We start from the raw sequence: 22,474 nt of genomic DNA, 5'->3' as shown, positions 1-22,474 counted from the left end.
TGTTATTTATAAGTTAATGTTTTTATTGCGAATTATATTTCTTATCGATAAGTACATTAACATAAAAAAACCACCATTAATTGCGTTAGCGACAGATGCACCTGAGTTTACTAACATATTATCTAATAATTCATCAAACAATTGATCCTTTGTTTGATATGTCCAAGCAGACTCATCATGGGAAAAATTACTCTGTGATAGCTTCATATGGGCTGATTTTATTGTTGCAGTTTTTAATTTTTCATTCAATTGTGATTCAAAATTATTGATCAAATGGCTAAATGTGGTAGCGGTCCACTTTTTAAAGTCTTGTAATGGCTCTATTCCTGCTAAAACTTGAAAATGAATTGTTTGTAGTTTTTCAGATACATTAATTAAATATTGTGACCAGGTTTCGTTGAACAAGGTCAGTTTTTCTATGCGGTATAAATTATGGAGTTGAGTTAACTCAATTTCATTTGTTAAATGAGATAAAGCATTTGGTATATTTTTTTTTGAAATTTCAACTTCTTTACATAACGCTAAAAAATCACTTTTTTGTTGGAAAAACATTACCCTTTGTTGTTCTATAATTTGATTGAACTTATTTAATTGCAGTTTAATATCTAAGAACTTGGCCTGCTCTATTTTTTGAATTCTAGAAATTACTTTTTCAACTTTAATCAATAATTTAGGTTCTGTGATCTCATTTTCATGAAAGCAATTTAAAAAATTAAATTTTTCAGTATATTTCTTTAGCATTGCTTGCTCTAAGCTAATAAAAAACTGAGTTTCTCCCGGCTCACCTTGACGTCCAGCCCGACCTTTTAACTGAAAGTCAATTCTGTCAGCTTCATGTCGTTCACACCCTAAAACTAATAATCCCCCAAGCGCTTTCACTTTTTCAGATTTAATCTTATCGACGGGTAATTTTATATCAGTACCACGCCCAGCCATATTTGTAGTTATGGTTATCGCACCCATTAGTGCAGCATTGGAAATGATTTTAGACTCAAGCTCATCATCGTTTGCGTTTAATATCTTATTTTTATAACCTCGTTTTTTTAAATCTTTAGCTAATAAAATTGAATGAGCAACACTAGAGGTGCCAATCAAAACAGGGCGACCTGTTTTATGTTGTTTTATAATTTCACACAGTAAAGCATTGTCTCTATTTTCATTTGATTTGAAAATACGATCAGATAAATCAATTCTATTACTTGTTTTATGTGGTGGAATAATAACGGTTATTAAATGATAAATCGTATGGAATTCAAGAAGGCTTTGCTCTGCTGTTGCCGTCATACCGGATATTTTTTTGTAATTAAAAATAAAATTTTGTATCGTGATTGAATTTAATATTTTACCTTGGTTGTTAAGTTTTATCCCTTCTTTAATTTCAACGGCACTTTGTAATCCATCTGGCCACCTTTGATTTTTGATTATTCGACCAGAAAATTTGTCTATCAGTTTGATTTCATTTTTTTTAACCAAATAATCAACATTTATTTTTAATAAGTATTCAGCTTTGATTGCATTATAAATATCATTTAATAGATAATTGTTTTTTTGATCATATAAATTATTTACACGTAAAATTTTTTCTAAATATATTTCGCCTTGGAGCGTTAAATTTATTTCAGATCTTGTTTCTGAATATTTAAAATGTAAATCCTTTTTTAATTGTTTAACGATATCTGATAAATCATGACCTACAACATCTGCCAATTTATTTTTTGCTAAAATTAAAGGGTCTCGTGCCATATCAATTAGAACAGAATCAATTTCATCAATCAAAACAAAACTCAATGGTCTTAAAATAGTTTCATTTGAATGTATACTTACCGTATCTTTTAGATAATCAAAACCACATTGAACGGCTGATACATAAGTAACATCGCACTGATATGAAAACTTCTTTTGGTTAATGTCCATATTTTGTGAGACATAAGCAACAGATAACTCAAAGTAGGAGTAAAGTTGTTTTAAGTTTTCAACATCTCGCTTTGCGAGATATTCATTGACCGTAAAAACATGTACCGAATTACCTGTGAATGCATTTAAACAAATAGTAAAAATAGAAGCTAAAGTTTTACCTTCACCTGTTTGCATTTGTGAAATTTTACCTTCATGCATAGCAATCGCACCAATGAGTTGCTCATCGTAAATTTTAATATTGCACTTACGTTTAATAACTTCCTTTATAAGTGCAAACAGCTCAATTAAAAAAGAATCTGCTAATGCTCCCTTTTCTATCGATAATTTAATTTTTCTTATTTTATTTTTTATTTCAAAATCAGGTTCCACTTGCAAATTGCATTGAGTTTCATTTATCAAATTTACTTTTTTCATGTAAATCGATAAATCATATTCACTGTGATGATGAGAAAGTTTTCGTTTAAGTAAATTATATTTTAATTTTATTTTATTTAGTTTTGGGATCATAAATGGCATAACACGTCTCAATTAAAAGTGCACAATATCTATCGATACAAAATCGACATAATTTATATTTTTAAAAATATGATTGAGAAAGTGTTAATGAATACTAGGTAAGCTTAAACTTAAAAAATAAATTTTAATTGTAGAGAGGTAAAATGGGTTGAATACTTTTATTTGTAAAAAAAGTTTATTCATATGTTCAGCTAAAATATTTAATTTATTTTTAAAATAAAGTTTAAACTTTTGAACCGAAATGTTTAAAAATAAATATAGTGCTTGGTGAATGGCAGCAGTAAAAATTAAAACATTTTTATCAGTTAATAACTTATTATTTGAATTTGAAGTAAGTTTTGTTTCATGAAACTCATAATTAAATTCGGTTGGTGCTAAAGCATATTCTGGAGGAAGTAAAAATCGAACTTCTAATAAAAATAGAGAAAGAAACAATATTGTTAATAAACGATACTTCATTGCTTAATCCCCTTTTAAAATTAACTTTAAATATAATGAATATATTGGGAGTCTCACTCAAGAATTCAACAAAAATTTCAAATGAGACAACTATCTAATTATTTACGTCTTCTGTTTCCTGTTTTTTCACCAAAGGCACGCTTTTTAGTACGGCGTTTTTGTGCTGACTTAGTATTTTTAAAGTTCTCTACAGGTGGTTTGGTTAAATCAGGCTCATAACCCGGTAACCATTGCTGTGGTAATCTTGCTTTTATAACTGTTTCTACTTCTTCTAATAACCAATTTTCATCTGGACTTAATAAAGATATTGCCAGTCCGGTGCTGCCAGCACGGCCTGTTCTACCAATGCGATGAATATAGTCTTCAGCAATATAAGGTAATTCAAAGTTGATCACATAAGATAATTTATCTATATCTAAACCTCGAGCAGCAACATCTGTAGCCACTAAAACACGGGTTTTACCCGACTTGAACTCTAATAATGCTTTTTCACGTGCGCCTTGAGATTTATCTCCATGAATTGATTGTGTTTTTAAGCCATCTTTACACATTTCTTTTGCTAACGCATCGGCTCCTTGTTTGGTTCGTGTAAAAATTAATACTTGTTGCCAGTTTTTCGAACCTATTAAATGAGAGATAAGCTCTCGTTTTCTGTCGGCATCTACGTTATATACTATTTGCTCAACCTGAGTTGTCGTTGTATTTCGTTCGTTTACTTCAATCAGTTTTGGTTGATTTAACAGCGTTTTGCTGAGCTTAAAAATGGCTTCATCAAATGTCGCAGAAAACAATAATGTTTGACGTTTAGGTGGTAAACGTTGCAGTATACGGTTTATTTCATCAATAAACCCCATATCTAACATGCGGTCTGCTTCATCAAACACTAAATATTCAACCTGACTTAAATCTACTGTGCCATTGACTATATGATCAAATAATCGCCCTGGTGTTGCAACTAAAATATCAACCCCCTCCTTTATTGCTTTGACTTGCATTTTTATGCTGACACCGCCATAAGCGATGGCTGATTTTAAAGGAGTGAACTGGGCATAAGTCTCAAAACTTTTAAAAACTTGTTGGGCTAACTCTCGCGTGGGTGTTAAAACCAAAGTTTTAATAACGTGTTTTTCTGATTTTTTTAAACTGAGCTTGTGTAACAGAGGTAAAGCAAAAGCAGCGGTCTTACCAGTACCAGTTTGAGCACCAGCCATTACATCTTGGCCATTTAAAATAGCTGGAATTGCTTTTTCTTGAATTGGTGTAGGTTTATCATAGCCTTGTTCTGCAACTGCTTTTAATAAATCATCGTTAATATCTAAACTTGAAAAACCCATTTTTTACTCCACCAATACATATTAGCTGCGCAGTTTAACAGATGTTAAACCAGATCAAAGGATTTTGTTTTAACAGAAACGCCATTAATAAATATTTCTATTTTATGTTCACCAATATAATATTTACGAGTAGATATCGCTTTAAATGAATGCTTTTTAGATAACAAACATGTTTCATTTCTCGCTAAAAACAAAGTTTTTAACTTAAAAACCTTCGCACTTTGTTGTCCATTGGCTTTTATAAAATGAAGTGCATAATCAATGACCAAGTTTTGCTGTTTGTCTGAGTCTGAATTTAACTCAAATTCAAAAGAAACCTCTTTGCCCATTTCTACTTTATTATGTGACAAGTTAATATTACTAACTTTAATTTTAGGATCTTGTGTATAACCTAATAAGCTAAATGCATCTTTATGACCAGCTTTTATTAAGGTTCGCGTTGCATGTTTAACCAACCATTGTAACTCTTTGTTTTTACTTACTGATTTACACCAAGTTTTACAGGTGTTAATGACAACATCAGCATTATCTTTTGCAATATCATTTAAATGATTTGCCACAGAGCGACGAACATATAAACTTTTGTCCATTTTTAAATGATCTAGCAGGGGTAAATTTGGCGTTGGATCTTTAATAAACTGTTTTAATTGCAGTCCCCAAGGTAGTCTTGGTCTAGTACCTTCAGATACTAGACGACGAACATGCTCATCTTCATCATTAATCCAAAGTTTAAATTGCGATAAGCAATATTCCGGATATTTTACAATAAAGGGCCTTATTGCAAATTCAGCCGAAAATAAGCACGTAAGGTTTTTTAAAACTTCTAAAGATATTTCTGGATACTCAATACCATAAATACTAACGTAATCAATAATAGGCCAGGCAGCAAAACTATTATAACTGTCATCCGGCTCACCCCAGTCCCAATTTTCTTTTACCTGCAATAAAATTTGAGAAGTCATATAAAAATCATTTGGTAAATGAGTGTTTAAGATGTGTATTATATGTGAAACTCTTTGCTTTAATTCAAGTTCATCTATTCCAGACAGAGTCTGAAATATAAATTCTTCTTTGTTAAAGTCATTTAGTATTGTTGAGAATACATTAGCGATCCGGATAATGGCTGGTTTTGATAAGTTATTTTTCACTAATATTGTACTTTATAAAAATTTATAACTTACTTTAGCATCAGCTGTAATTGATACACAAGGGCTTGATGATCGCTACCATCTATATTTATATGATCATATTTCTTCAAATTTAACCCACTGTTATAAAAGCAATGATCAATTAAACTTGTGATCAAAGACATTGGTAATGTATTTTTATATTGCCAAGATTTAAATTTAAACTGGCCTTGATAACAAGGTGAAAAACCTGAAAATTTAGGATAATAATATGACCATGGGGAAACATTCATATCACCTGCAATTAAAATGGACTTGTGTGCTGAGTTTTTAATTAAACTTTGTAATTCTACAAATAATTGATTTCTGATACGCCAATTATTTTCATTTCGAGGAGAAGGAGGATGTAATAAATATATTTGAATTACGTGGTTCAAATTTTTATCAAATAACTTCAATTCTAATATTTTTGCTGATTTACCATTAAATTCATGCAAGTGTGAAAATACAATAGGCAGTTTACTTACTACTGCAATACCGGCAGGAAAACCTTGAATTTCTTCATAACCATACATATGTTTGCCATTAGCATACAACGCAAATTCATCACGTTTTTTATCATTGAATTCGAATAAGAACACAAAATCAGGGTCAATATCATTAAATTCAGAAAATACTTGAGGTAAATTCTCATTATAATATGACAAGTTAGCTTGAATAACTTGATAAAACCCAGTTTCATTTTCGGGGGAGTGAGGCTTACTCATTAATTGGTAGCTTTGTATTAAAATTAAAATAACAGCAGGTAATGTGCTTAAACCAGCATGTTTATTTAATATTAAAAACAAAAATGGCGTGCTTATTATTAGCAACGCCATCCATATATACATTATATTAGATAAGTTATCTAACCACCAAGGTAGTTCAAAAAATGAAAGCCCCTGAGTTAATAACAGTAAAATATAAAAAACTATGAATATAAATTTTATCAAATACAACCCTAAAATCTAAAATAGTCTATTAGATTATAGTTTCTCTATTTAATTTTGTAATTCTAAATCTATATTTCTTTGTTTTTTGTCTAAATATTTACGAATTGCTTTTGAAGTTGCAAAAAATGCAAAGCTGCCTGTCACCATAGTGGCAGAACCAAAGCCATTAGCACAATCCATGGTTAATGAACCATCAGCATTTTGTTTTGAGTTACAAATAGAGCCATCTGAACTCGGGTAAACAAGCTGCTCCGTAGAAAATACACAATCAATGCCAAACTTTCGTTTTGGGTTAGATGTGAAATTATATTGTTTTCTTAATAAATAACGTACTTTTGATAATAAAGGATCATTTGTCGTTTTTGCGACATCACCGTATTTTATTTCACTGGGGTCCGTTTGCCCGCCAGCACCACCTAAAGTAATAATAGGTAATTTATTACGTTTACAATGATAAATCAGCGCGGCTTTCACTTTAACTTGATCGATACAATCAATGACATAATCAAATTTTTGAATATATTCAAAAATATTATCTGTTGTTAAAAAATCATCAATTTCAGTCACTTTAATTTCAGGGTTAATTAACTTTAGTCTTGAGGCCATTGCGTGTGTTTTAGATTCACCAACTGTATTTGTTAATGCATGAATTTGCCGATTAATATTTGTCACACACAAATCATCTAAATCAATCAGGGTAATATTTCCTAAACCTGTTCGAGCAAGTGCCTCAGCGACCCAGCTTCCAACGCCGCCTATGCCAATGACACAAAAATGCCCTTGAGCTAACCAGTCAGTTTGCTGTTCACCGTACAATCTTTGGATCCCACCAAAACGTAACTTATTATTTTCATTCATGTATTAATATTCTTTATAAATAATGTTGACTTACCAATCATACTGCCAAGGTGCTTTCCATTGTGAGTATAATAATTTAAATTCTTCGCTCATATACTGCATACCATTTTTAGGCCAGTTAACGACTTCTATATTGTCACCTTGCCAGTTAAACTTTAAGGCAAACGCGTGAAGATAGACTCTGTCACTACTATCACTATCAGCATATAGTACGTCACCTAAAATAGGTGCACCTAAACTTTTTAATGCAACCCTTAATTGATGTGTTTTACCTGTATAAGGTTTTAACAAAAATGCTCTTAAGCCAGGTTTAACAGAATGAGAATAAAACCGTGTGACCGCAGGGTTAACTTTTGAAGTTAATAGTTTATAGGCACCACGACGTGCTTTTACCATATCGCCTTTGATCCAACCTTGCTTTTTTTTAGGTTTATGTCGACTCAACGCAAGGTAAAATTTTTCGATATGTTTTTCATTTTCACTATTTTGAGTAAAAAGTTCCGTAAACTTGGCTGCGGCCTCTTTACTCTTGGCTAAAATAATTAAACCCGAAGTTACTTTATCAAGACGATGAACAGAATAAAGCATTTGTTGCATTTGTGTTTGAGCCTGAACAACAAAACCTGGTCCATCTTCACTGTGAAAACTTAAACCTGCAGGTTTTTCAAAAATAATAAAATCAGTATGTTCAAAAGCAATTTTGAGTGTTTCAGCCATTATTAACAAATGCCACGACACGGGCTAAATCTTCAGGTGTATCAACACCTGCTTCAGGTGTTATTTTTGCAACTTGCACTTTGATTTGTTTACCATGAAATAAAACGCGTAATTGCTCTAACGCTTCAATCTTTTCAAGTGGAGAAGGTTCAAGTTCAATATATTCTTGAATAAACCCTGCACGATATGCATAAATACCGACATGTCTTTGATAAAAATCACCGATTTCACTATTTTTAACCTCAGTAATATCGTTGACTAAAAAACGCTCTCTATCGTAAGGAATTGTTGCGCGAGAGAAATAAAGCGCATTATTGTGATTATCACTCACAACTTTTACAGCGTTAGGATTAAAAGCTTCGTCTACGCTATCAATTTTAACACTTAAAGTTGCCATAGGTGCATCTGAATTCAATAATAATGCCGCAACCTGATCTACATTTTCATGGGCTAATAATGGCTCATCTCCTTGCACATTGACCACGATAGTTTCAGGAGTTAATGCCAATAAATCAACAACTTCAGCTAGACGTTCAGTTCCCGATTCATGAGACTCTTTTGTCATGACAGTACATGCACCAAAACTTGTTGCTGCATCAAATACAGCTTGGTGATCAGTTGCTATGACAACTTTGCTGGCTCCAGATTGACACGCTTTTTCATAAACATGCTGGATCATAGGTTTACCGCAAATATCAGCTAAAGGTTTCCCCGGTAATCTGCTAGATGCAAATCGTGCAGGAATAACAACTACGAATGCCATTTTTCAATCTCTTCATGATTTAATTCACGCGCTTGAGTTTCTAATAAAACCGGAATATCATCATTTATTGGGTATGCTAATTTTGCTTGTGTACTTATTAGCTCACTATTTTCTTTATCATAAATCAATTTCCCTTTGGTTACTGGGCAAGCTAATATCTCTAATAATTTTTTATCAAAAGCCATATTTATCTCTTTATTTATAATTTATTAAGCAATGTTGTTAAAGTTTCTTGGGTATGCTTATTCAGGTTGGCATTAACTTTTAGATAATACCAATTACTCTTTGCGAATGATTTACATTTTACCGCATCTTTTTCTGTCATAAAAACATTAATATCTTCATTTTGATCAAAATCAGCAAGTGTAAATTTATGATGATCTCTGAAATGTTTTTTATCCGTGATTATAATTTTTTCTTGTTCAAGTGAATTTTCAAATCGCGCTGGGTTACCAATGGCAGAAACAGCAATACCAGTTAACTTATTTATTTTAGCCGGTTTATCGTTGTGTACATGAAATAGTCCAACCGACTCTAATAAATAATGGTATTTTGCATCCCCCCCATTTTCTATTACCAAATCAATTGATTCCAAACGCCTTTGCGATTCTCTTAATGGGCCAGCTGGCATTAGCAAACCATTTCCAAATTGACGTTTGCTATCCACAATGCAAAGTTCAATATCTCGCGCCATTTTATAATGTTGCATACCATCATCAGAAATAATGATATCTGGGTTATATTTTTGGACAGCGAGTTTAATATTATCAACTCTACTTGGACCAACAATTACAGGAAACCCCGTTCTTTTTGCGATTAATACCGGTTCATCACCACACTTGTATGGGCTGGAATATGAGTTAACATCTAATGGGTATATATTACTTTTACCACCATAACCCCGGCTGATCACAACAATTTTTTTTTCTAAATTGCTAAAATGCTCACACAGCCAAATCACCATAGGTGTTTTACCATTACCGCCAACACTAATATTGCCAACGACTATAATAGGCACCTCTGCTTTATATGATTTTTTAATACCTAATTTGAATAATAACTTGCGAAAACTTGATAATAACCAAAATAAGGCAGAGAAAGGTAATAAGAGCCAAGTTAATATATTGAAATACCAATATTTTTGATACCAGCTTGTTTCAATTCGGCTCATTTTTTATCACCAGACTGAATCTTACTCAATGCCGCATATGCACCATCTTGGCTTAATAATTCACTATGAGTACCATTTTCAATCACTTTACCAGCATCTATTACATAAATTTGATCTGAACTTTCAATTGTTGACAATCGGTGGGCAATTACAATGGATGTTTTATCTTGCATTAACTCAGTTAAGGCTTGTTGTATTAGTTTCTCAGACTCAGTATCTAATGCAGAGGTCGCTTCATCTAAAATTAATATAGGTGCATCTTTTACCAAAGCGCGGGCAATTGCAATTCGCTGTCTTTGCCCTCCTGAAAGTGTAACACCATCTTCACCCGCCATTGTATCTAGGCCTTGAGGTAAATCTTTTACAAACTCCCAAACATGGGCTTTTTTACATATTTCAATAAGTGTTTGTTCTGGCATATCGCCTTGAAGCCCATAACAAATATTATTTTTAATGGTATCGTTAAATAAAACCACTTGTTGAGAAACAACTGAAAACTGCGCTCTTAAATCTTTGAGTTTATAATCAGTTAAAGGCATGCTATCGAGTAATATACTATTAGATAAATCAACATCGTAAAAACGCGGTAATAAATTCGAAATTGTCGATTTACCTGAACCTGAGCGCCCTACTAAAGCAATGTTTTCCCCTGGCTGTATGGTTAAATTAAGTTGATTTAATACCGGAGCCTCTTTTGTAGGGTAATTGAAAGTTAAGTTTTTTATTTCAATGAGACCTTTTGCTTTGTCTATTTTTTTTGTACCTGTATCTTTTTCAATTGCAAGGTCTAAAATTTCAAAGATACTTTGAGCTGCAGACAAACCGCGTTGAAAGTCACTATTAACATTAGCCAATTGTTTCAAAGGTCTTAACATCATCATCATAGAGGTTAATAATGCTGTAAAGGAGCCTGCAGTAATAGAATTGATCATAGACGGCTGTGCCATTAAGTATAAAATAATGGCCATAGAACTTGCAGCTAAAAGTTGAATGATGGAAACACTCAAAGCTTTAGTCGCATCCATTTTGACTCTTTGTTGCCTGTTTTTATTATTCACTTGTGCAAAACTTTCAATTTCTATTTTTTGCCCCGCAAAATTATGTATGACCTTGTGGCCTTTTAACATTTGCTCAGAACAACGTGTTACATCACCCATAGCTGTTTGAATATTAGTAGATATTTTTCTAAAACGTTTTGAAACGATACTTACAATAAGCGCAACTAATGGCATAATAAACAAAAATATCAAAGATAATTGCCAACTAATATAAAACATACCTGTAAGTAAAAAGAGTACAAATGCACCTTCGCGTACCAAAATTAGCATACCTTTTGTAATCGCTTGCTGTACCTGTTCAGTATCAAAAGTGATTTTAGAAATCAAACTGCCTGATGAATGTTTATCATGAAAAGTAACAGGTAAATGAAGCATATGTTCAAATAGTTCTTGTCGTAATGTTTTTACGACTTGAGAACCGACATAACTTAAACAATAGCTTGAAATGAAATTAAAAAAGCCTCTAAAAAAAACGAGTACCATAACAATTATAGGCGCATATAATAAAGTTTCTGATTTTATTGTATCGTTATCACCGCTCAATCCTAAATCAATAAATGGCTGCATTAATTGAATAAATAAGGCATCCATAGCTGAATAACCTAACATGCCTACAACAGAAAAGATCGCGACTGTTTTGAATTTTTTAATGTAAGCTAATAAACGTTTAAAATGCGAAGATGAGGTTGAACCCATTAAATACTCTCTGTTAAATAAACTGATAAACAATTCAAGTTTGTTATTGTATCCTTGCAATTGCAAAAACCCAAATTGAATTACTTAATATTCCTTTTATTTAACTAAAAACCAATAACTGTGTCTTTTTCTTGCGGTTTCGATTGTATATTGATCTTTAAATACTTTTATTCGAATGTGACCTGATATTCCGGTGGTTAATTGTTGTACTTTCTTATGTTCATATCTGCTTATAACTTCTGGATGAGGCATTAACCAGCGACCATAAAATGCGCTCGAATGAATAACCCAATCAGGTGAGACGGCCTCTATAAATTCAGAACTTGATGATGTTTTACTGCCATGATGCGGACTTATCAAAATCGTTGATTTAAGATTTATTCCTAATTTAATTAACTTATGTTCAACATCTTTATGAATATCTCCTGGTATTAATACAGAAAAATGATCATCCGAAATTTTAACCACGCATGAATTGTTATTTGATACACCACTATCATTGTATGGCCAAATATTGTTAACACTTAAAGAGCCAAATTGCATTTCCCCCAAAGTGCACTTTTTAACCTGAAGTTTATCATCTAGGTCAATTAGTAATGTATTTTTATAGCCTAGTTTGATCCAGTCCTCTAACCCGCCAGCGTGGTCAGCATCTTTATGGCTTATCATTGTATGTATAATTCTTAAGTTTTCTCCTTCAATAAAGGGCTTAATATGCTTATTGGCAATACTCGTTCCTGATAAATACTTTGCCCCTAAGTCATAAATGTAACTTTGTCTGTTTTGGGAAATCAAAATACTTAAGCCATGGCCCACATCTAAAATATCAATCATCCATACAGGCTCAATATCTGTTAATTTATTCAAAAATATAATAATGATCGGTAAGTAAACAAAACCCCTTAATTGAGTGATTAAAAATAATAAGCTTAAATAAATTAAAATAAGAGATTGCCAAGATAAGTTACCCAATAATATCCAAAAAAATGATACGTTAAGTTGAGATATGAAGTTAAAGATATAACTTAAACTTTGATCAAAAAATACTAACAATATAGTAGGGTCTAAAAATAAGGAAACAAATAAAATAAGCAAGATTGTGGGTAATATGTAAATTGCCATTAAAGGTATTGCAATTAAATTTATCACTATGCCAATAAAACTGATGCCATCAAAAAAAAACCAAACAAGAGGTAAAAGCCCAAGCGTTAAAATGCATTGCATTAATACCAACCAAAGAAACTTAAAAACAAAGTTACTGATTGGTAAGTTTATTTTTTTATAAGCATAAATAATTATAATTACTGCCGTATAAGAGAAATAAATGCCAGGATTTAATAATTGAAAGGGATTAAGAATTAATGATATTAGTAATGCATATTGTAATGCTGTGATACTCAGATATTGTTTGCCTTTAATATACAAAAAAATAAATGTACATAACATGATAAGCGCTCTAATGGCAGAAATGGCGCAACCACTTATTCCTGTGTATATCGCAGCTATTAGTAAGCCAAATATAGAAGAGTAAATATTTAAGTTAATTTCTTGTTTAATGTGAATAGGAAGTAAATAAATTGACAATTTTAAGAGGTAAAATCCAATGCCAAAAATCATCCCTATATGTAATCCGGATATAGCAAGTAGGTGGCTGATCCCAGCAAATTTAAATTGAGCTCTTATATTATCTGGTATATCTGACTTATCTCCTAACAACAATGTCTTATAAAACCAAGAGTGTTCAGTTTCATAAAAAATTGTAGAGATATATAAGTAGGTTTTATCATATAATGACTGGTTCTTTGTTTTATAAAGCGCAATTGGATATTTATTATCTATATACCCTTTTGCTTTAACCTTTGCATAAAATGACCATAATTCTGAATTCCTATTGCCAATATTTTGTAAACTTCGATAGGGTTTTAATTTTGCGTTAGCCCTTAGTTTATCTCCCTTGTTAATTTTAAAAGTACTGTGATACCAACTTAGATTAATGTAAGCACTTTGACTTACTTTTTTATTATTAAGTTCATCAAGTCTAAATTTAAAATATATAGGGGAGTTAGAATCATTATTTGATGAGTTTTGTTTCCAAACTTTTATAACCTCTCCTTTAATTTGATAACTGATGCCACGTTGATATTGTGGAAGTTCCCAACTATAAAAAAGGTGGTAATAGACGACAAGGTAGACAATTGCAAATACAAAGCTGCAAGTAAAGATGCGAACATGTTTAAAAAACAAACTTATTAATAAAATACTAGAAAAAATAACAAAAAAGACTGGTGTATTGAATAGAAAAAGCGACAATATGCAACCAAAGACAAATCCCAAACTGATTTGACTAAAAGGAAATATTTTAGCGCCATGGCAAAAAAAATTATTCAACGATTTTTACCTGATCACGAAAAAATAAAAAATAATAAATCGCTAAAGATATTTGGTTCATTATTACATGATGCAAATCTATGGCATTTAAACCGTCGTTCAGCTCGTGGAGCATTTGCAATTGGGTTATTTTTTGCTTTCATCCCTGTCCCTTTTCAAATGATACTTGCAGCAGCATTTGCAATTCCATTACGAGTTAACTTGCCGCTTTCTGTTGCATTAGTATGGATCACGAATCCTCTTACTATGCCACCTATTTTTTATGGTTCATATTTAGTTGGCGCAACTATTCTTGGTCAACACGGGCAAGCATTTTCATTTGAACCAACAATACAATGGTTGATTAACAGTCTTTCAACCATTGGTCCTGCATTTATGTTAGGAAGTCTTGTTTGTGCAACAGTTGCTGCAATCATTGGATATTTTGGTATTGATATTCTATGGCGACTTTCTGTTGTTAAAGCATGGAAGAATCGACATAAATAAAGGTTAGCTCATTTTAATAATGCGTACAGCTTTATAATAAAAAAGCCATTACTTAGAAGTAATGGCTTTTTTATTAGAGTACGAGCAGCGTACAACTAGATCATTTTAGAAACTTACGACGCAAAGCAACAAGTGGTAATAAAAGTAAGCTTAGAAAACCAAAGTTCCCAGCTTTTCTTTTATATGTTTCAGCAGCCTGAGTTGGACAACTTTCAACTTCGCCACTAATTGGTACAAGTTTAACAGCAACGACTATACTCTCGTATTCAATTTCACCACTAGTATCTGTAACCGTATCACCTTTTGAATCTTTTTTAACAACAGTTTTAGTGGCAGAACCAATAATTTCATTTTGCTCATTGATGCCTGTTGCTTCAGCAATAACATAAGGAAAACGTGTTTCACCATCAGTGTCGTAACACGGTAATAAATCATTTATATTTGTAAATTTTTCTGCGTTTATATCATACATAAATGCTTCTTTTCTACGATTAGATGAAGTATTCGTTTCAATTTCCCCTTCTCCAACTATGATGCCGTTATTATTTATATCACGTGCCAAAGAAGCTGAACTTTCAAAGTAATCTATTGGGAAAGTCGTTTGTCCTGTATTAATATCATGATAGAAAAACTTAGCTCGAGTTGTACCACTAATTGGTTTAGTTGAGTAACCAGTAAGGATATTATTATCATTTATATCAGCAACCTGACCACCGCGCCAATCATCTTCCTGATTTATAAATGTTTTTACTTCACCATCTTTATAATAGGCTGGCATAGTTACTATTGTATCTGTATCTTTCCAGCGAGCATGTGAATAGCCTGCCGATACTCCTTCGCTATTTACAGTTAAAGCGGTACTTTTAAATGCAAACTCTTCGTCATCTTGAATCGTCAGTGCTAATCCTAAAATTTCAGTATTGGTAATATTAAAATCAGCATCTAAAGACCATTTTACAGCGCGACGGTCAAATAATTGAGTTGGCTGAATTTTATATTTCCAAACACATACTGAAGTAGGCTCTTCATCGTCATCTTCGCCTAAACAGTTATCATCTAAGTTTTCTTGACGATCAACAGGAATACCCGTTGATACTTCTCCCACTAAAACATATCCGCCATCAGCTTGTTGTGATATATCAGTAACGATACTAATACCACCGTATTGATTATACTCAGGTACAATATCAAAAAAAGTCCCATCAGGCTTTATAACCCTTGCACGATTTTCAAATTCACGAGAGTAAAATAACTCAGCTTCTGTTTCACCACCAGGTGTAAACATTTCTTTAGTATAAGGGGCACTCCCCCAGCCAACTTTGACACCGTTTTCAGAAATGGCCGTGAAATTGTTATTTACCGAACGACTTAATCCAGTATAGTCATATGGTACATCTTGATTGGATAAATCCTGATCAAAAAACAATTGTTCTTCAGGTAAAGGTGAAAAAGATACCGCGATTGGATCACTCATTTTTTGCCAATTTGCATCACCAGACTTGCCGGCTAAAAAAGTTTTCATAAAACTAAGCGCATCAGCATTAATAGTGCCAGCTTGAATATCAGCCAAAGTAAAAGTAATCGTTTTGTCTATTGACTCTTCATATGTTTTTTGATTATCCCAAGCATTTTCAAGCGTGTTATCTTCAAAATCAATAGCACTGACATCTATTGGCAAATTATAGTTGCCACGTATTACACCAATTGCAGTTCCAGAGTCGTTAAAATCAGTAACATAACTGTGTTTTGCTGTATCTGCATTACCTAATTCAACGACTTTGTAAGTGGCAGCATTTATTTGTGGACTTAAAATTGTTGTTATCGCAATTGCGATTAATTTATATTTCATTTTGACCTACTACTAACCTTTTAATTCTTCTAGTTCTTCCCAGCGCTCAAACGCAACTTCGAGTTTGGACTCGGCTTGGGCTAATTCGTTCAATTTAACTTTTGTGACATCATTTTCTTGTTTATAAAAATCAGCAGAGCTAACTTGTGCTTGTAATTCATCGACTTTATTTTCTAGTGTTTCTAATAGTGCAGGTAACTGTTCAAGCTCTAATTGTAATTTATATGATAACTTTTTAGGTTTAACATCTAAAGTTGACTTTGTATTACTTTGTAACGGCTTTGTTTTAATTTGTTTTTGAGATTCTGCTTTATGCTGTAACTCTTTATCTTGATCTGCTTTATACTGTTTATATTCCTGATAATCAGTATAACCGCCAACAACTTCGGTTATTTTACCATCGCCTTCAAATCCCCAAATACTACCACAGGTATTATCAATAAATTCACGGTCATGACTTACGACTAAAACGGTACCATCATATTTATCTACGATTTCTTCTAATAATTCAAGTGTTTCAACATCTAAATCATTTGTAGGTTCATCAAGTACTAGTACATTTGAAGGTTTTAAAAATAATTTAGCTAGCAGTAAACGGTTTTTTTCACCACCAGATAAGGCTTTTACTGGGGTTCTAGCACGTGCAGGTGGAAATAAGAAATCTTGTAAATAACCAAGTACATGACGGTGACGTCCGCCAACCAATACTTCTTGTTTACCTTCTGCAACATTATCCTGTACAGTTGCCTCTTCATCTAAAATTGCACGATATTGATCAAAATAGGCAACATCTAAATTAGTACCTTGTTTTACAGTACCGCTATTTGCTTCTAAATGACCAAAAAGCAATTTAAGTAAAGTTGTTTTTCCAATACCATTTGGACCAACAAGGCCTATTTTATCACCACGGATCACAAGTGTTGAAAAATCGTCAACAATTTTTAAATCTTTGAATGAATGCGTTAAACTTTCAGACTCAAAAACAAGTTTGCCAGACCTTTGTGCAATTTCAACATTAAAATCAGCTTTTCCTAGTTTTTCAATTCGCTGTTTGCGCTCATTTCTAAGTGCTTGTAGTGAACGTACTCGACCTTCATTTCTTGTACGACGCGCTTTAACACCTTGTCTTATCCAAGTTTCTTCTTCAGCTAACTTTTTATCAAACAATGCATTTTGTGTTTCTTCAACTTTTAAATCATGCTCTTTTTGCTCTAGATATAGCGCATAATCCCCTGGGTAAGAAACAAGTTTACTGCGGTCAAGGTCTAAAATACGTGTTGCTAAAGAACGAATAAAGGCACGGTCATGGGATATAAATACAATAGCCCCTTTAAAGTCTTTTAAAAATTTCTCAAGCCAAAGCACACTTGCCATATCTAAATGGTTAGTAGGTTCATCGAGCAATAATAAATCAGGGTCACACACTAAAGCTTTTGCAAGTGCTACTTTTCTTAGCCAACCACCAGAAAGAGACTCAAGCTTTGCTTCTGGGTTTATTTTTAATTGACTCAAAACCAAATTAATTTGTGAATCAAATCGCCAACCATCTCTGGCTTCTAATTGATCAGATAAACGTTCTAACTGTTTTAAAAGCTGATCAGTACATTCAGTTTGCAATTGAGTGCTTACATGATGGTAATCTATTAATAGTTGAGCCATACCAGGCAAACCTTGCGCAACAAAATCAAAAACGGTCCCTTGTGCACCTTTAGGTGGATCTTGCTCTAATCTAGATACTTTTAAGTCATTAACACGATTAATATTACCGTCATCTAATAATATTTCACCATCTAATATTTTTAATAAAGTTGATTTACCTGCACCGTTTCGGCCAACAATACAAACACGTTCGCCCGTTTCAATTATAGCTTCTGCATTATCAAGTAAGCAGTGAGTACCAAATGCAAGTCTGGCCCCTGTGATTCTTATTAGATCCATTACAAACCTTTTATTTCTTGTTCATTAAATGGCCAATATAATTTATTGCCATTGTGATTTTGTTCTACTACTGGAATTGATGTTTGATACAAGGACATTAATTTTTCATCATCAACAATGTCTTGCAATTGGATATCTGACTCATCAAAAACCATTTTTAATAATTCAAGCGCTTGATCACATAAATGACAGCCTTGAGTATGATACAAAGTAACTTTAGACACGTGTGATCAACCAGCTGTTATGAATGTTTTTATTACGTTTGAAATCAGGAGAAATCGTTTTGTCAGAAATATTTGTAGCTTGTAAACCAAGTTCCAACAAAGCCGCTTCATCCATTTTGAAACCGCGTTTATTATTAGAGAAAAATAATACACCATCTTCACTTAAAATCTTTTTAACAGTATCGAATAATTTAATATGGTCTCTTTGTACATCAAACGCATCAGTCATGCGTTTTGAATTTGAAAATGTAGGTGGATCTAAGAAAATTAAATCGTACTCACCTTGTGCTTGGTCTAACCAAGCTAAACAGTCGGCTTGAAAAAAGCGGTATCTTGGGTTTTGAATATTATTGAGTTCAAAGTTTTCACGTCCCCAATTAATATAAGTTTTAGACATATCAACTGTTGTAATTGATTTAGCCCCACCGATAGCAGCTTGAACAGATGCAGTTCCAGTATAGGCAAATAAATTTAAGAAGCGTTTATCTTGTGAGTTTTGCTGAATAAATTGACGTGCTAGACGATGATCTAGAAACAAACCTGTATCTAAGTAATCAAATAAGTTTACTTTAAATTTCGCACCATATTCAGACACAACCATAGACTGTTCTTGTTGTGAAATTGTACGGTATTGCGCGTCTCCTTTTTGTTTTTTACGCACTTTAACAACAATTTTTTCGGCAGGAATATCAAGTTGTTTTGAAGTCAAATAAACAATATCTTGAAGACGTTTATTTGATACCTCTTCATTTACGTCTTTTGGTGCTGCATATTCATAAATAACAGCATGGTCATTATAAATATCAACTGCAACATTATATTGTGGAATATCAGCATCATATAAACGATATGCGCCAATAGCATGTTGTTTTAACCAATTTTTTAAGCCTTGTTTATTTTTCTTTAAACGATTAGCAAAAGCAGTTGAGTCAGCATAATTTAACTCTGTTGTATGCTCAGAGGTCACAACTTGTTTTTCATCAAGAATATAAGTGTTTAATACACAATCTATTGGGCCATTTTTAAACTTATAACGCTTATGACGTACTATTTTTAATAACTTTGATAAGGCCTCATCTGAGCTGAGTAATGCTAAATGCCAATTTGCATAATGCTTTTTAAATGACATGCCCATGTTTCGATACAAATTAATAAGCTCAGCTGTCCCCCCCATACGTTCACCATAAGGTAAATTAGAAAGCACAACACCAGAGCGTTTAGAAACGGGTTTTAAATTAGAAGCATCACCTTTACTAAATTTTATATATTGTTCAACACCCGCTGCTCGGGCATTATTTTGTGCTTTTGATAATACAAAACCATCGATATCTTGACCAATTAAATATAATTTTTTAGGGTCTTCTTGATCTATTAATTGCTGTCTTATTTCTTGGTATTCAGATTCAACAAAGCTAGGTAAACGTTCAAATGCAAACTGCTTGTGACGCAATCCTGGCGCTTCATTATTTGCCATGCTAGCAGCTTCGATTAATAAAGTTCCTGAACCACAACATGGGTCAAATAATGGTTGCGATACATCTTTTAGCCAACCACTTCGATAAATAAGCGCAGCCGCCAAATGTTCTTTTATTGGCGCGCGACCTTGGCCAGTACGATATCCGCGTTGAGATAACCCCGTTCCTGAATAGTCTATATATAAATCAAGTTTATTTTGATGATAACGCGCTGCAACTCTGACCTGTGCATCTTGTTTATCAACATTTGGGCGTGCTTCATATAAATCCTGAAAATAATCAACAATGGCATCTTTTATCACTAATCCAGAGAACTGTGTATTTTTTAACTCTGTATTTGTACCACTAAAGTCAACTGCAAAGGTCGTATCAGGCGTTAACCATTCACCCCATGTTTGATAACGGGCTAAATTATATAAATCAGTTTTATTTTTAACGTCTTCTTTTTCTGCAATCTTCATCAAAACTCTGGTAGCAAAACGTGTTGATAGACATATTTTTTGTGCAAGCGGTAGCTCAGCCGAGAATACGACAGAACCAACACTTTGTTTGCCTACTTGAGCACCTAGCTGCTGTAATTCTTCAGCTAAAAGAGTTTCAATACCAATTGATGTTAACGCGATAAATTGCAAAGTTATTCCTTAATAAAAGAGCGAATAAAAGATCTGAATATAAATTTGGTGCGCAGTATAACAAAATTTACTTAAAAGCACTTAATTATAAATTTGCTAATAGTTAAAATATATTATGAGCGCCTTGAATATATAAGTTATCCAACATAATTTTTTAAAATCAGTACAATATCTATACATATGTAAAATGGCCAAATATCATGGGCACGACTATGATTATGAATATATTTTTATCTCACGGGGATAAAATTGAACCATTCATTAAAATCAAAACTTATTTTGATGTTTGCAGCTATGCTCACAATGATATTTTTATTGGAACTCACTCGCTTAACTTTTTTTAAACTTCCTCAGTTATATTTATTAGAAGCGGCATCAGATAAAAAAGATATAGAACGTATTAAAACAGCATTTAACTCTAAGCTTCATGAGCTAGAAGTTGTTAATTACGATAATGCAGCTTGGAATGATACATATAATTATATTAATAATCGTAATGCCAATTTTATTAAAAATAATTATGTATTAGATGCATTTAAAAGAATTAATTTAAATGGTATTCATTTGTATGATATACAAGGAGTACTCGTTTGGGGTAAATCATTTGACAGAACTCTATGGCAAAAAACTTATTTTGAACCTTTTGATTCTCCAAATGAGTTTGTAGAAACACACATTTTAATAAATTCCGAACAAGTTAAAGCAAATGATAATAAACCGATTACACATAGTGGATATACCGTTTTAAATAATAAATTAGTCATGTTTGCTGCAACAAGTATCTTTAAAGCGAACTTAACAGGTACATCAAACGGTACTATGGTTTTTTGGCGAGTTGTGAATAACGATGTGCTTATAGATTTACAAAATCGTGCGGGTATAAAATTTGATATTGAAATAGTTAAAAATGTACTTAAAAATACAGCTAAAAAAATTTCTAAAAACACCTATATTAAAGGCTCTTATCGTAATAAAAATCAACTCATATCTGATCAATACCCCTTAGTTTCACAAAACAGTAGAATCCATTTTACATATAAAGCACCAACTCGGTTATTTAGCGTTAATTGGTTCAACAGCTCTACCATGACAACATCTTTCTTTTTTTCACTTACCTTAATATTTGTTTTTATATTGATACATAAAGTGGTTATTTCACCTATTCTACGTGCAGATCACATGGTTGAAAAAGTAATTAAACATGATAAAAAAATAAAATTTTCAACATCACGTAAGGACGAATTAGGAACCCTTTTTAACTTAATAGATAGATTGTTAGAAGATGTTTATTCAAAAGAGCAAGAGTTACAGTCGCATAATGTCAGATTACAAAAATTAAGCACCACAGATAGCCTCACTAATATTGCTAATCGGCGTTCTTTTGATGAGTATATGCACCAACTTTTAACTTTTAATTCAACATCAAGCCAAGTGTCTTTAATTGTATGTGATGTAGATTTTTTTAAAAGATATAATGATTTTTATGGTCATGCTTTAGGTGATAATACCTTAAAACAAATAGCACAGTGCCTAGTTAATAATTTACATAGTAATACTGATTTTGTTGCAAGATATGGCGGTGAAGAATTTGTCATTATATTAAATGAAACAAGTGAACATCAGGCCGTTTCTGTTGCAAATAACTTATTACAAGCTGTCCGTGACTTAAATATTGTGCATCATATGTCAGATATATCCGACGTAGTAACGATTAGCATAGGAATACATACATTCGATAAATCACATCATAAAAATTATGAAGCGCTGTTTAATAAGGCTGATAATGCATTATATAAAGCAAAAGAAAAAGGACGAAATCAATTATGTCTTAGCTCAACGATAAATGATTTTAGTCCTTAATTTTATATATATTG

Annotated in this window: 18 protein-coding genes; 2 read left to right on the top strand and 16 right to left on the bottom strand. The window is 32.4% G+C overall.

Translation table 11 applies throughout. From position 1 onward, the window contains the following. Window positions 1-6: 6 nt before the first annotated feature. The 12 genes from BM088_RS15235 to BM088_RS15180 all read right to left on the bottom strand — a co-directional run bounded on the left by BM088_RS15235 (window position 7) and on the right by BM088_RS15180 (window position 13,996). On the bottom strand, window positions 7-2,433 hold the full coding sequence (locus tag BM088_RS15235; protein ID WP_091985956.1) for a preprotein translocase subunit SecA: 2,427 nt from the start codon (window positions 2,431-2,433) through the stop codon (window positions 7-9). An 84-nt stretch (window positions 2,434-2,517) separates the two neighbouring features. Beyond that, window positions 2,518-2,892, bottom strand: a complete 375-nt coding sequence (locus BM088_RS15230; RefSeq protein ID WP_091985953.1) for a hypothetical protein — start codon at window positions 2,890-2,892, stop codon at window positions 2,518-2,520. A gap of 98 nt (window positions 2,893-2,990) precedes the next feature. Further along, on the bottom strand, window positions 2,991-4,226 hold the full coding sequence (locus BM088_RS15225) for a DEAD/DEAH box helicase (RefSeq protein ID WP_091985951.1): 1,236 nt from the start codon (window positions 4,224-4,226) through the stop codon (window positions 2,991-2,993). Window positions 4,227-4,270: 44 nt separating this feature from the next. Next, window positions 4,271-5,374 (bottom strand): DNA alkylation repair protein, encoded by a 1,104-nt coding sequence (locus tag BM088_RS15220; RefSeq protein WP_091985948.1) that lies wholly within the window; start codon window positions 5,372-5,374, stop codon window positions 4,271-4,273. Window positions 5,375-5,403: 29 nt separating this feature from the next. Next, window positions 5,404-6,345 (bottom strand): endonuclease/exonuclease/phosphatase family protein, encoded by a 942-nt coding sequence (locus BM088_RS15215; RefSeq protein WP_091985946.1) that lies wholly within the window; start codon window positions 6,343-6,345, stop codon window positions 5,404-5,406. A 48-nt stretch (window positions 6,346-6,393) separates the two neighbouring features. Continuing rightward, window positions 6,394-7,203: a tRNA cyclic N6-threonylcarbamoyladenosine(37) synthase TcdA gene (gene tcdA, locus BM088_RS15210; protein ID WP_091985945.1), complete on the bottom strand. Its 810-nt coding sequence runs from the start codon at window positions 7,201-7,203 to the stop codon at window positions 6,394-6,396. A 30-nt stretch (window positions 7,204-7,233) separates the two neighbouring features. Further along, window positions 7,234-7,920 (bottom strand): TIGR01621 family pseudouridine synthase, encoded by a 687-nt coding sequence (locus BM088_RS15205; protein ID WP_091985944.1) that lies wholly within the window; start codon window positions 7,918-7,920, stop codon window positions 7,234-7,236. Continuing rightward, a complete protein-coding gene (kdsB, locus tag BM088_RS15200; protein ID WP_091985943.1) occupies window positions 7,913-8,683 on the bottom strand; it encodes a 3-deoxy-manno-octulosonate cytidylyltransferase in 771 nt (256 codons plus the stop codon). Before kdsB ends, BM088_RS15205 begins: the two co-directional genes overlap by 8 nt. Beyond that, complete coding sequence (locus BM088_RS15195) at window positions 8,671-8,868, bottom strand: Trm112 family protein (protein WP_091985941.1); 198 nt, start codon at window positions 8,866-8,868, stop codon at window positions 8,671-8,673. Before BM088_RS15195 ends, kdsB begins: the two co-directional genes overlap by 13 nt. A gap of 14 nt (window positions 8,869-8,882) precedes the next feature. Next, on the bottom strand, window positions 8,883-9,854 hold the full coding sequence (lpxK, locus tag BM088_RS15190) for a tetraacyldisaccharide 4'-kinase (protein ID WP_091985939.1): 972 nt from the start codon (window positions 9,852-9,854) through the stop codon (window positions 8,883-8,885). Then, entirely contained in the window at window positions 9,851-11,608 is a 1,758-nt protein-coding gene (msbA, locus tag BM088_RS15185) for a lipid A export permease/ATP-binding protein MsbA (RefSeq protein WP_091985983.1), read from the bottom strand. The genes lpxK and msbA overlap by 4 nt, the downstream gene beginning before the upstream one ends. A gap of 96 nt (window positions 11,609-11,704) precedes the next feature. Further along, window positions 11,705-13,996, bottom strand: a complete 2,292-nt coding sequence (locus BM088_RS15180; RefSeq protein ID WP_091985937.1) for a DNA internalization-related competence protein ComEC/Rec2 — start codon at window positions 13,994-13,996, stop codon at window positions 11,705-11,707. On the opposite strand from BM088_RS15180, the gene BM088_RS15175 reads away from it, so the two are divergent. After that, window positions 13,976-14,482: a DUF2062 domain-containing protein gene (locus BM088_RS15175; RefSeq protein ID WP_091985978.1), complete on the top strand. Its 507-nt coding sequence runs from the start codon at window positions 13,976-13,978 to the stop codon at window positions 14,480-14,482. The genes BM088_RS15180 and BM088_RS15175 overlap by 21 nt on opposite strands. Before the next feature lie 100 nt (window positions 14,483-14,582). Here BM088_RS15175 and BM088_RS15170 read toward each other — a convergent pair whose 3' ends face one another. From BM088_RS15170 to rlmKL, 4 genes are read right to left on the bottom strand one after another with little or no spacing between them, the layout of a single operon-like run. Next, on the bottom strand, window positions 14,583-16,331 hold the full coding sequence (locus tag BM088_RS15170; RefSeq protein WP_091985935.1) for a DUF3466 family protein: 1,749 nt from the start codon (window positions 16,329-16,331) through the stop codon (window positions 14,583-14,585). A 12-nt stretch (window positions 16,332-16,343) separates the two neighbouring features. After that, window positions 16,344-18,269 (bottom strand): ATP-binding cassette ATPase Uup, encoded by a 1,926-nt coding sequence (uup, locus tag BM088_RS15165; protein ID WP_091985933.1) that lies wholly within the window; start codon window positions 18,267-18,269, stop codon window positions 16,344-16,346. Beyond that, window positions 18,269-18,493, bottom strand: a complete 225-nt coding sequence (locus BM088_RS15160) for a glutaredoxin family protein (RefSeq protein WP_091985931.1) — start codon at window positions 18,491-18,493, stop codon at window positions 18,269-18,271. Before BM088_RS15160 ends, uup begins: the two co-directional genes overlap by 1 nt. Beyond that, the gene (gene rlmKL, locus BM088_RS15155) at window positions 18,486-20,600 is read right to left on the bottom strand and encodes a bifunctional 23S rRNA (guanine(2069)-N(7))-methyltransferase RlmK/23S rRNA (guanine(2445)-N(2))-methyltransferase RlmL (protein WP_091985929.1); all 2,115 of its coding nucleotides are present in this window, start codon (window positions 20,598-20,600) and stop codon (window positions 18,486-18,488) included. Before rlmKL ends, BM088_RS15160 begins: the two co-directional genes overlap by 8 nt. Window positions 20,601-20,849: 249 nt before the next feature. Between rlmKL and BM088_RS15150 the strand changes: the two genes are divergently transcribed. Further along, complete coding sequence (locus BM088_RS15150) at window positions 20,850-22,460, top strand: sensor domain-containing diguanylate cyclase (protein WP_091985927.1); 1,611 nt, start codon at window positions 20,850-20,852, stop codon at window positions 22,458-22,460. The last annotated feature ends 14 nt before the right edge of the window (window positions 22,461-22,474 follow it).

Origin of the sequence: Pseudoalteromonas denitrificans DSM 6059, from assembly GCF_900112265.1 — a bacterium.
GTDB lineage: Bacteria > Pseudomonadota > Gammaproteobacteria > Enterobacterales > Alteromonadaceae > Pseudoalteromonas > Pseudoalteromonas denitrificans.
The sequence above is the reverse complement of the archived record's forward strand: the minus strand, read 5'-3'. Positions and strand labels throughout refer to the sequence as shown.

Coding starts and splice junctions, on each gene's coding strand:
- BM088_RS15235 (WP_091985956.1), bottom strand. CDS start 2,433: ATGCCATTTATGATCCCAAAACTAAATAAAATAAAATTAAAATATAAT.
- BM088_RS15230 (WP_091985953.1), bottom strand. CDS start 2,892: ATGAAGTATCGTTTATTAACAATATTGTTTCTTTCTCTATTTTTATTA.
- BM088_RS15225 (WP_091985951.1), bottom strand. CDS start 4,226: ATGGGTTTTTCAAGTTTAGATATTAACGATGATTTATTAAAAGCAGTT.
- tcdA (WP_091985945.1), bottom strand. CDS start 7,203: ATGAATGAAAATAATAAGTTACGTTTTGGTGGGATCCAAAGATTGTAC.
- BM088_RS15205 (WP_091985944.1), bottom strand. CDS start 7,920: ATGGCTGAAACACTCAAAATTGCTTTTGAACATACTGATTTTATTATT.
- kdsB (WP_091985943.1), bottom strand. CDS start 8,683: ATGGCATTCGTAGTTGTTATTCCTGCACGATTTGCATCTAGCAGATTA.
- BM088_RS15195 (WP_091985941.1), bottom strand. CDS start 8,868: ATGGCTTTTGATAAAAAATTATTAGAGATATTAGCTTGCCCAGTAACC.
- lpxK (WP_091985939.1), bottom strand. CDS start 9,854: ATGAGCCGAATTGAAACAAGCTGGTATCAAAAATATTGGTATTTCAAT.
- msbA (WP_091985983.1), bottom strand. CDS start 11,608: ATGGGTTCAACCTCATCTTCGCATTTTAAACGTTTATTAGCTTACATT.
- BM088_RS15175 (WP_091985978.1), top strand. CDS start 13,976: ATGGCAAAAAAAATTATTCAACGATTTTTACCTGATCACGAAAAAATA.
- BM088_RS15170 (WP_091985935.1), bottom strand. CDS start 16,331: ATGAAATATAAATTAATCGCAATTGCGATAACAACAATTTTAAGTCCA.
- uup (WP_091985933.1), bottom strand. CDS start 18,269: ATGGATCTAATAAGAATCACAGGGGCCAGACTTGCATTTGGTACTCAC.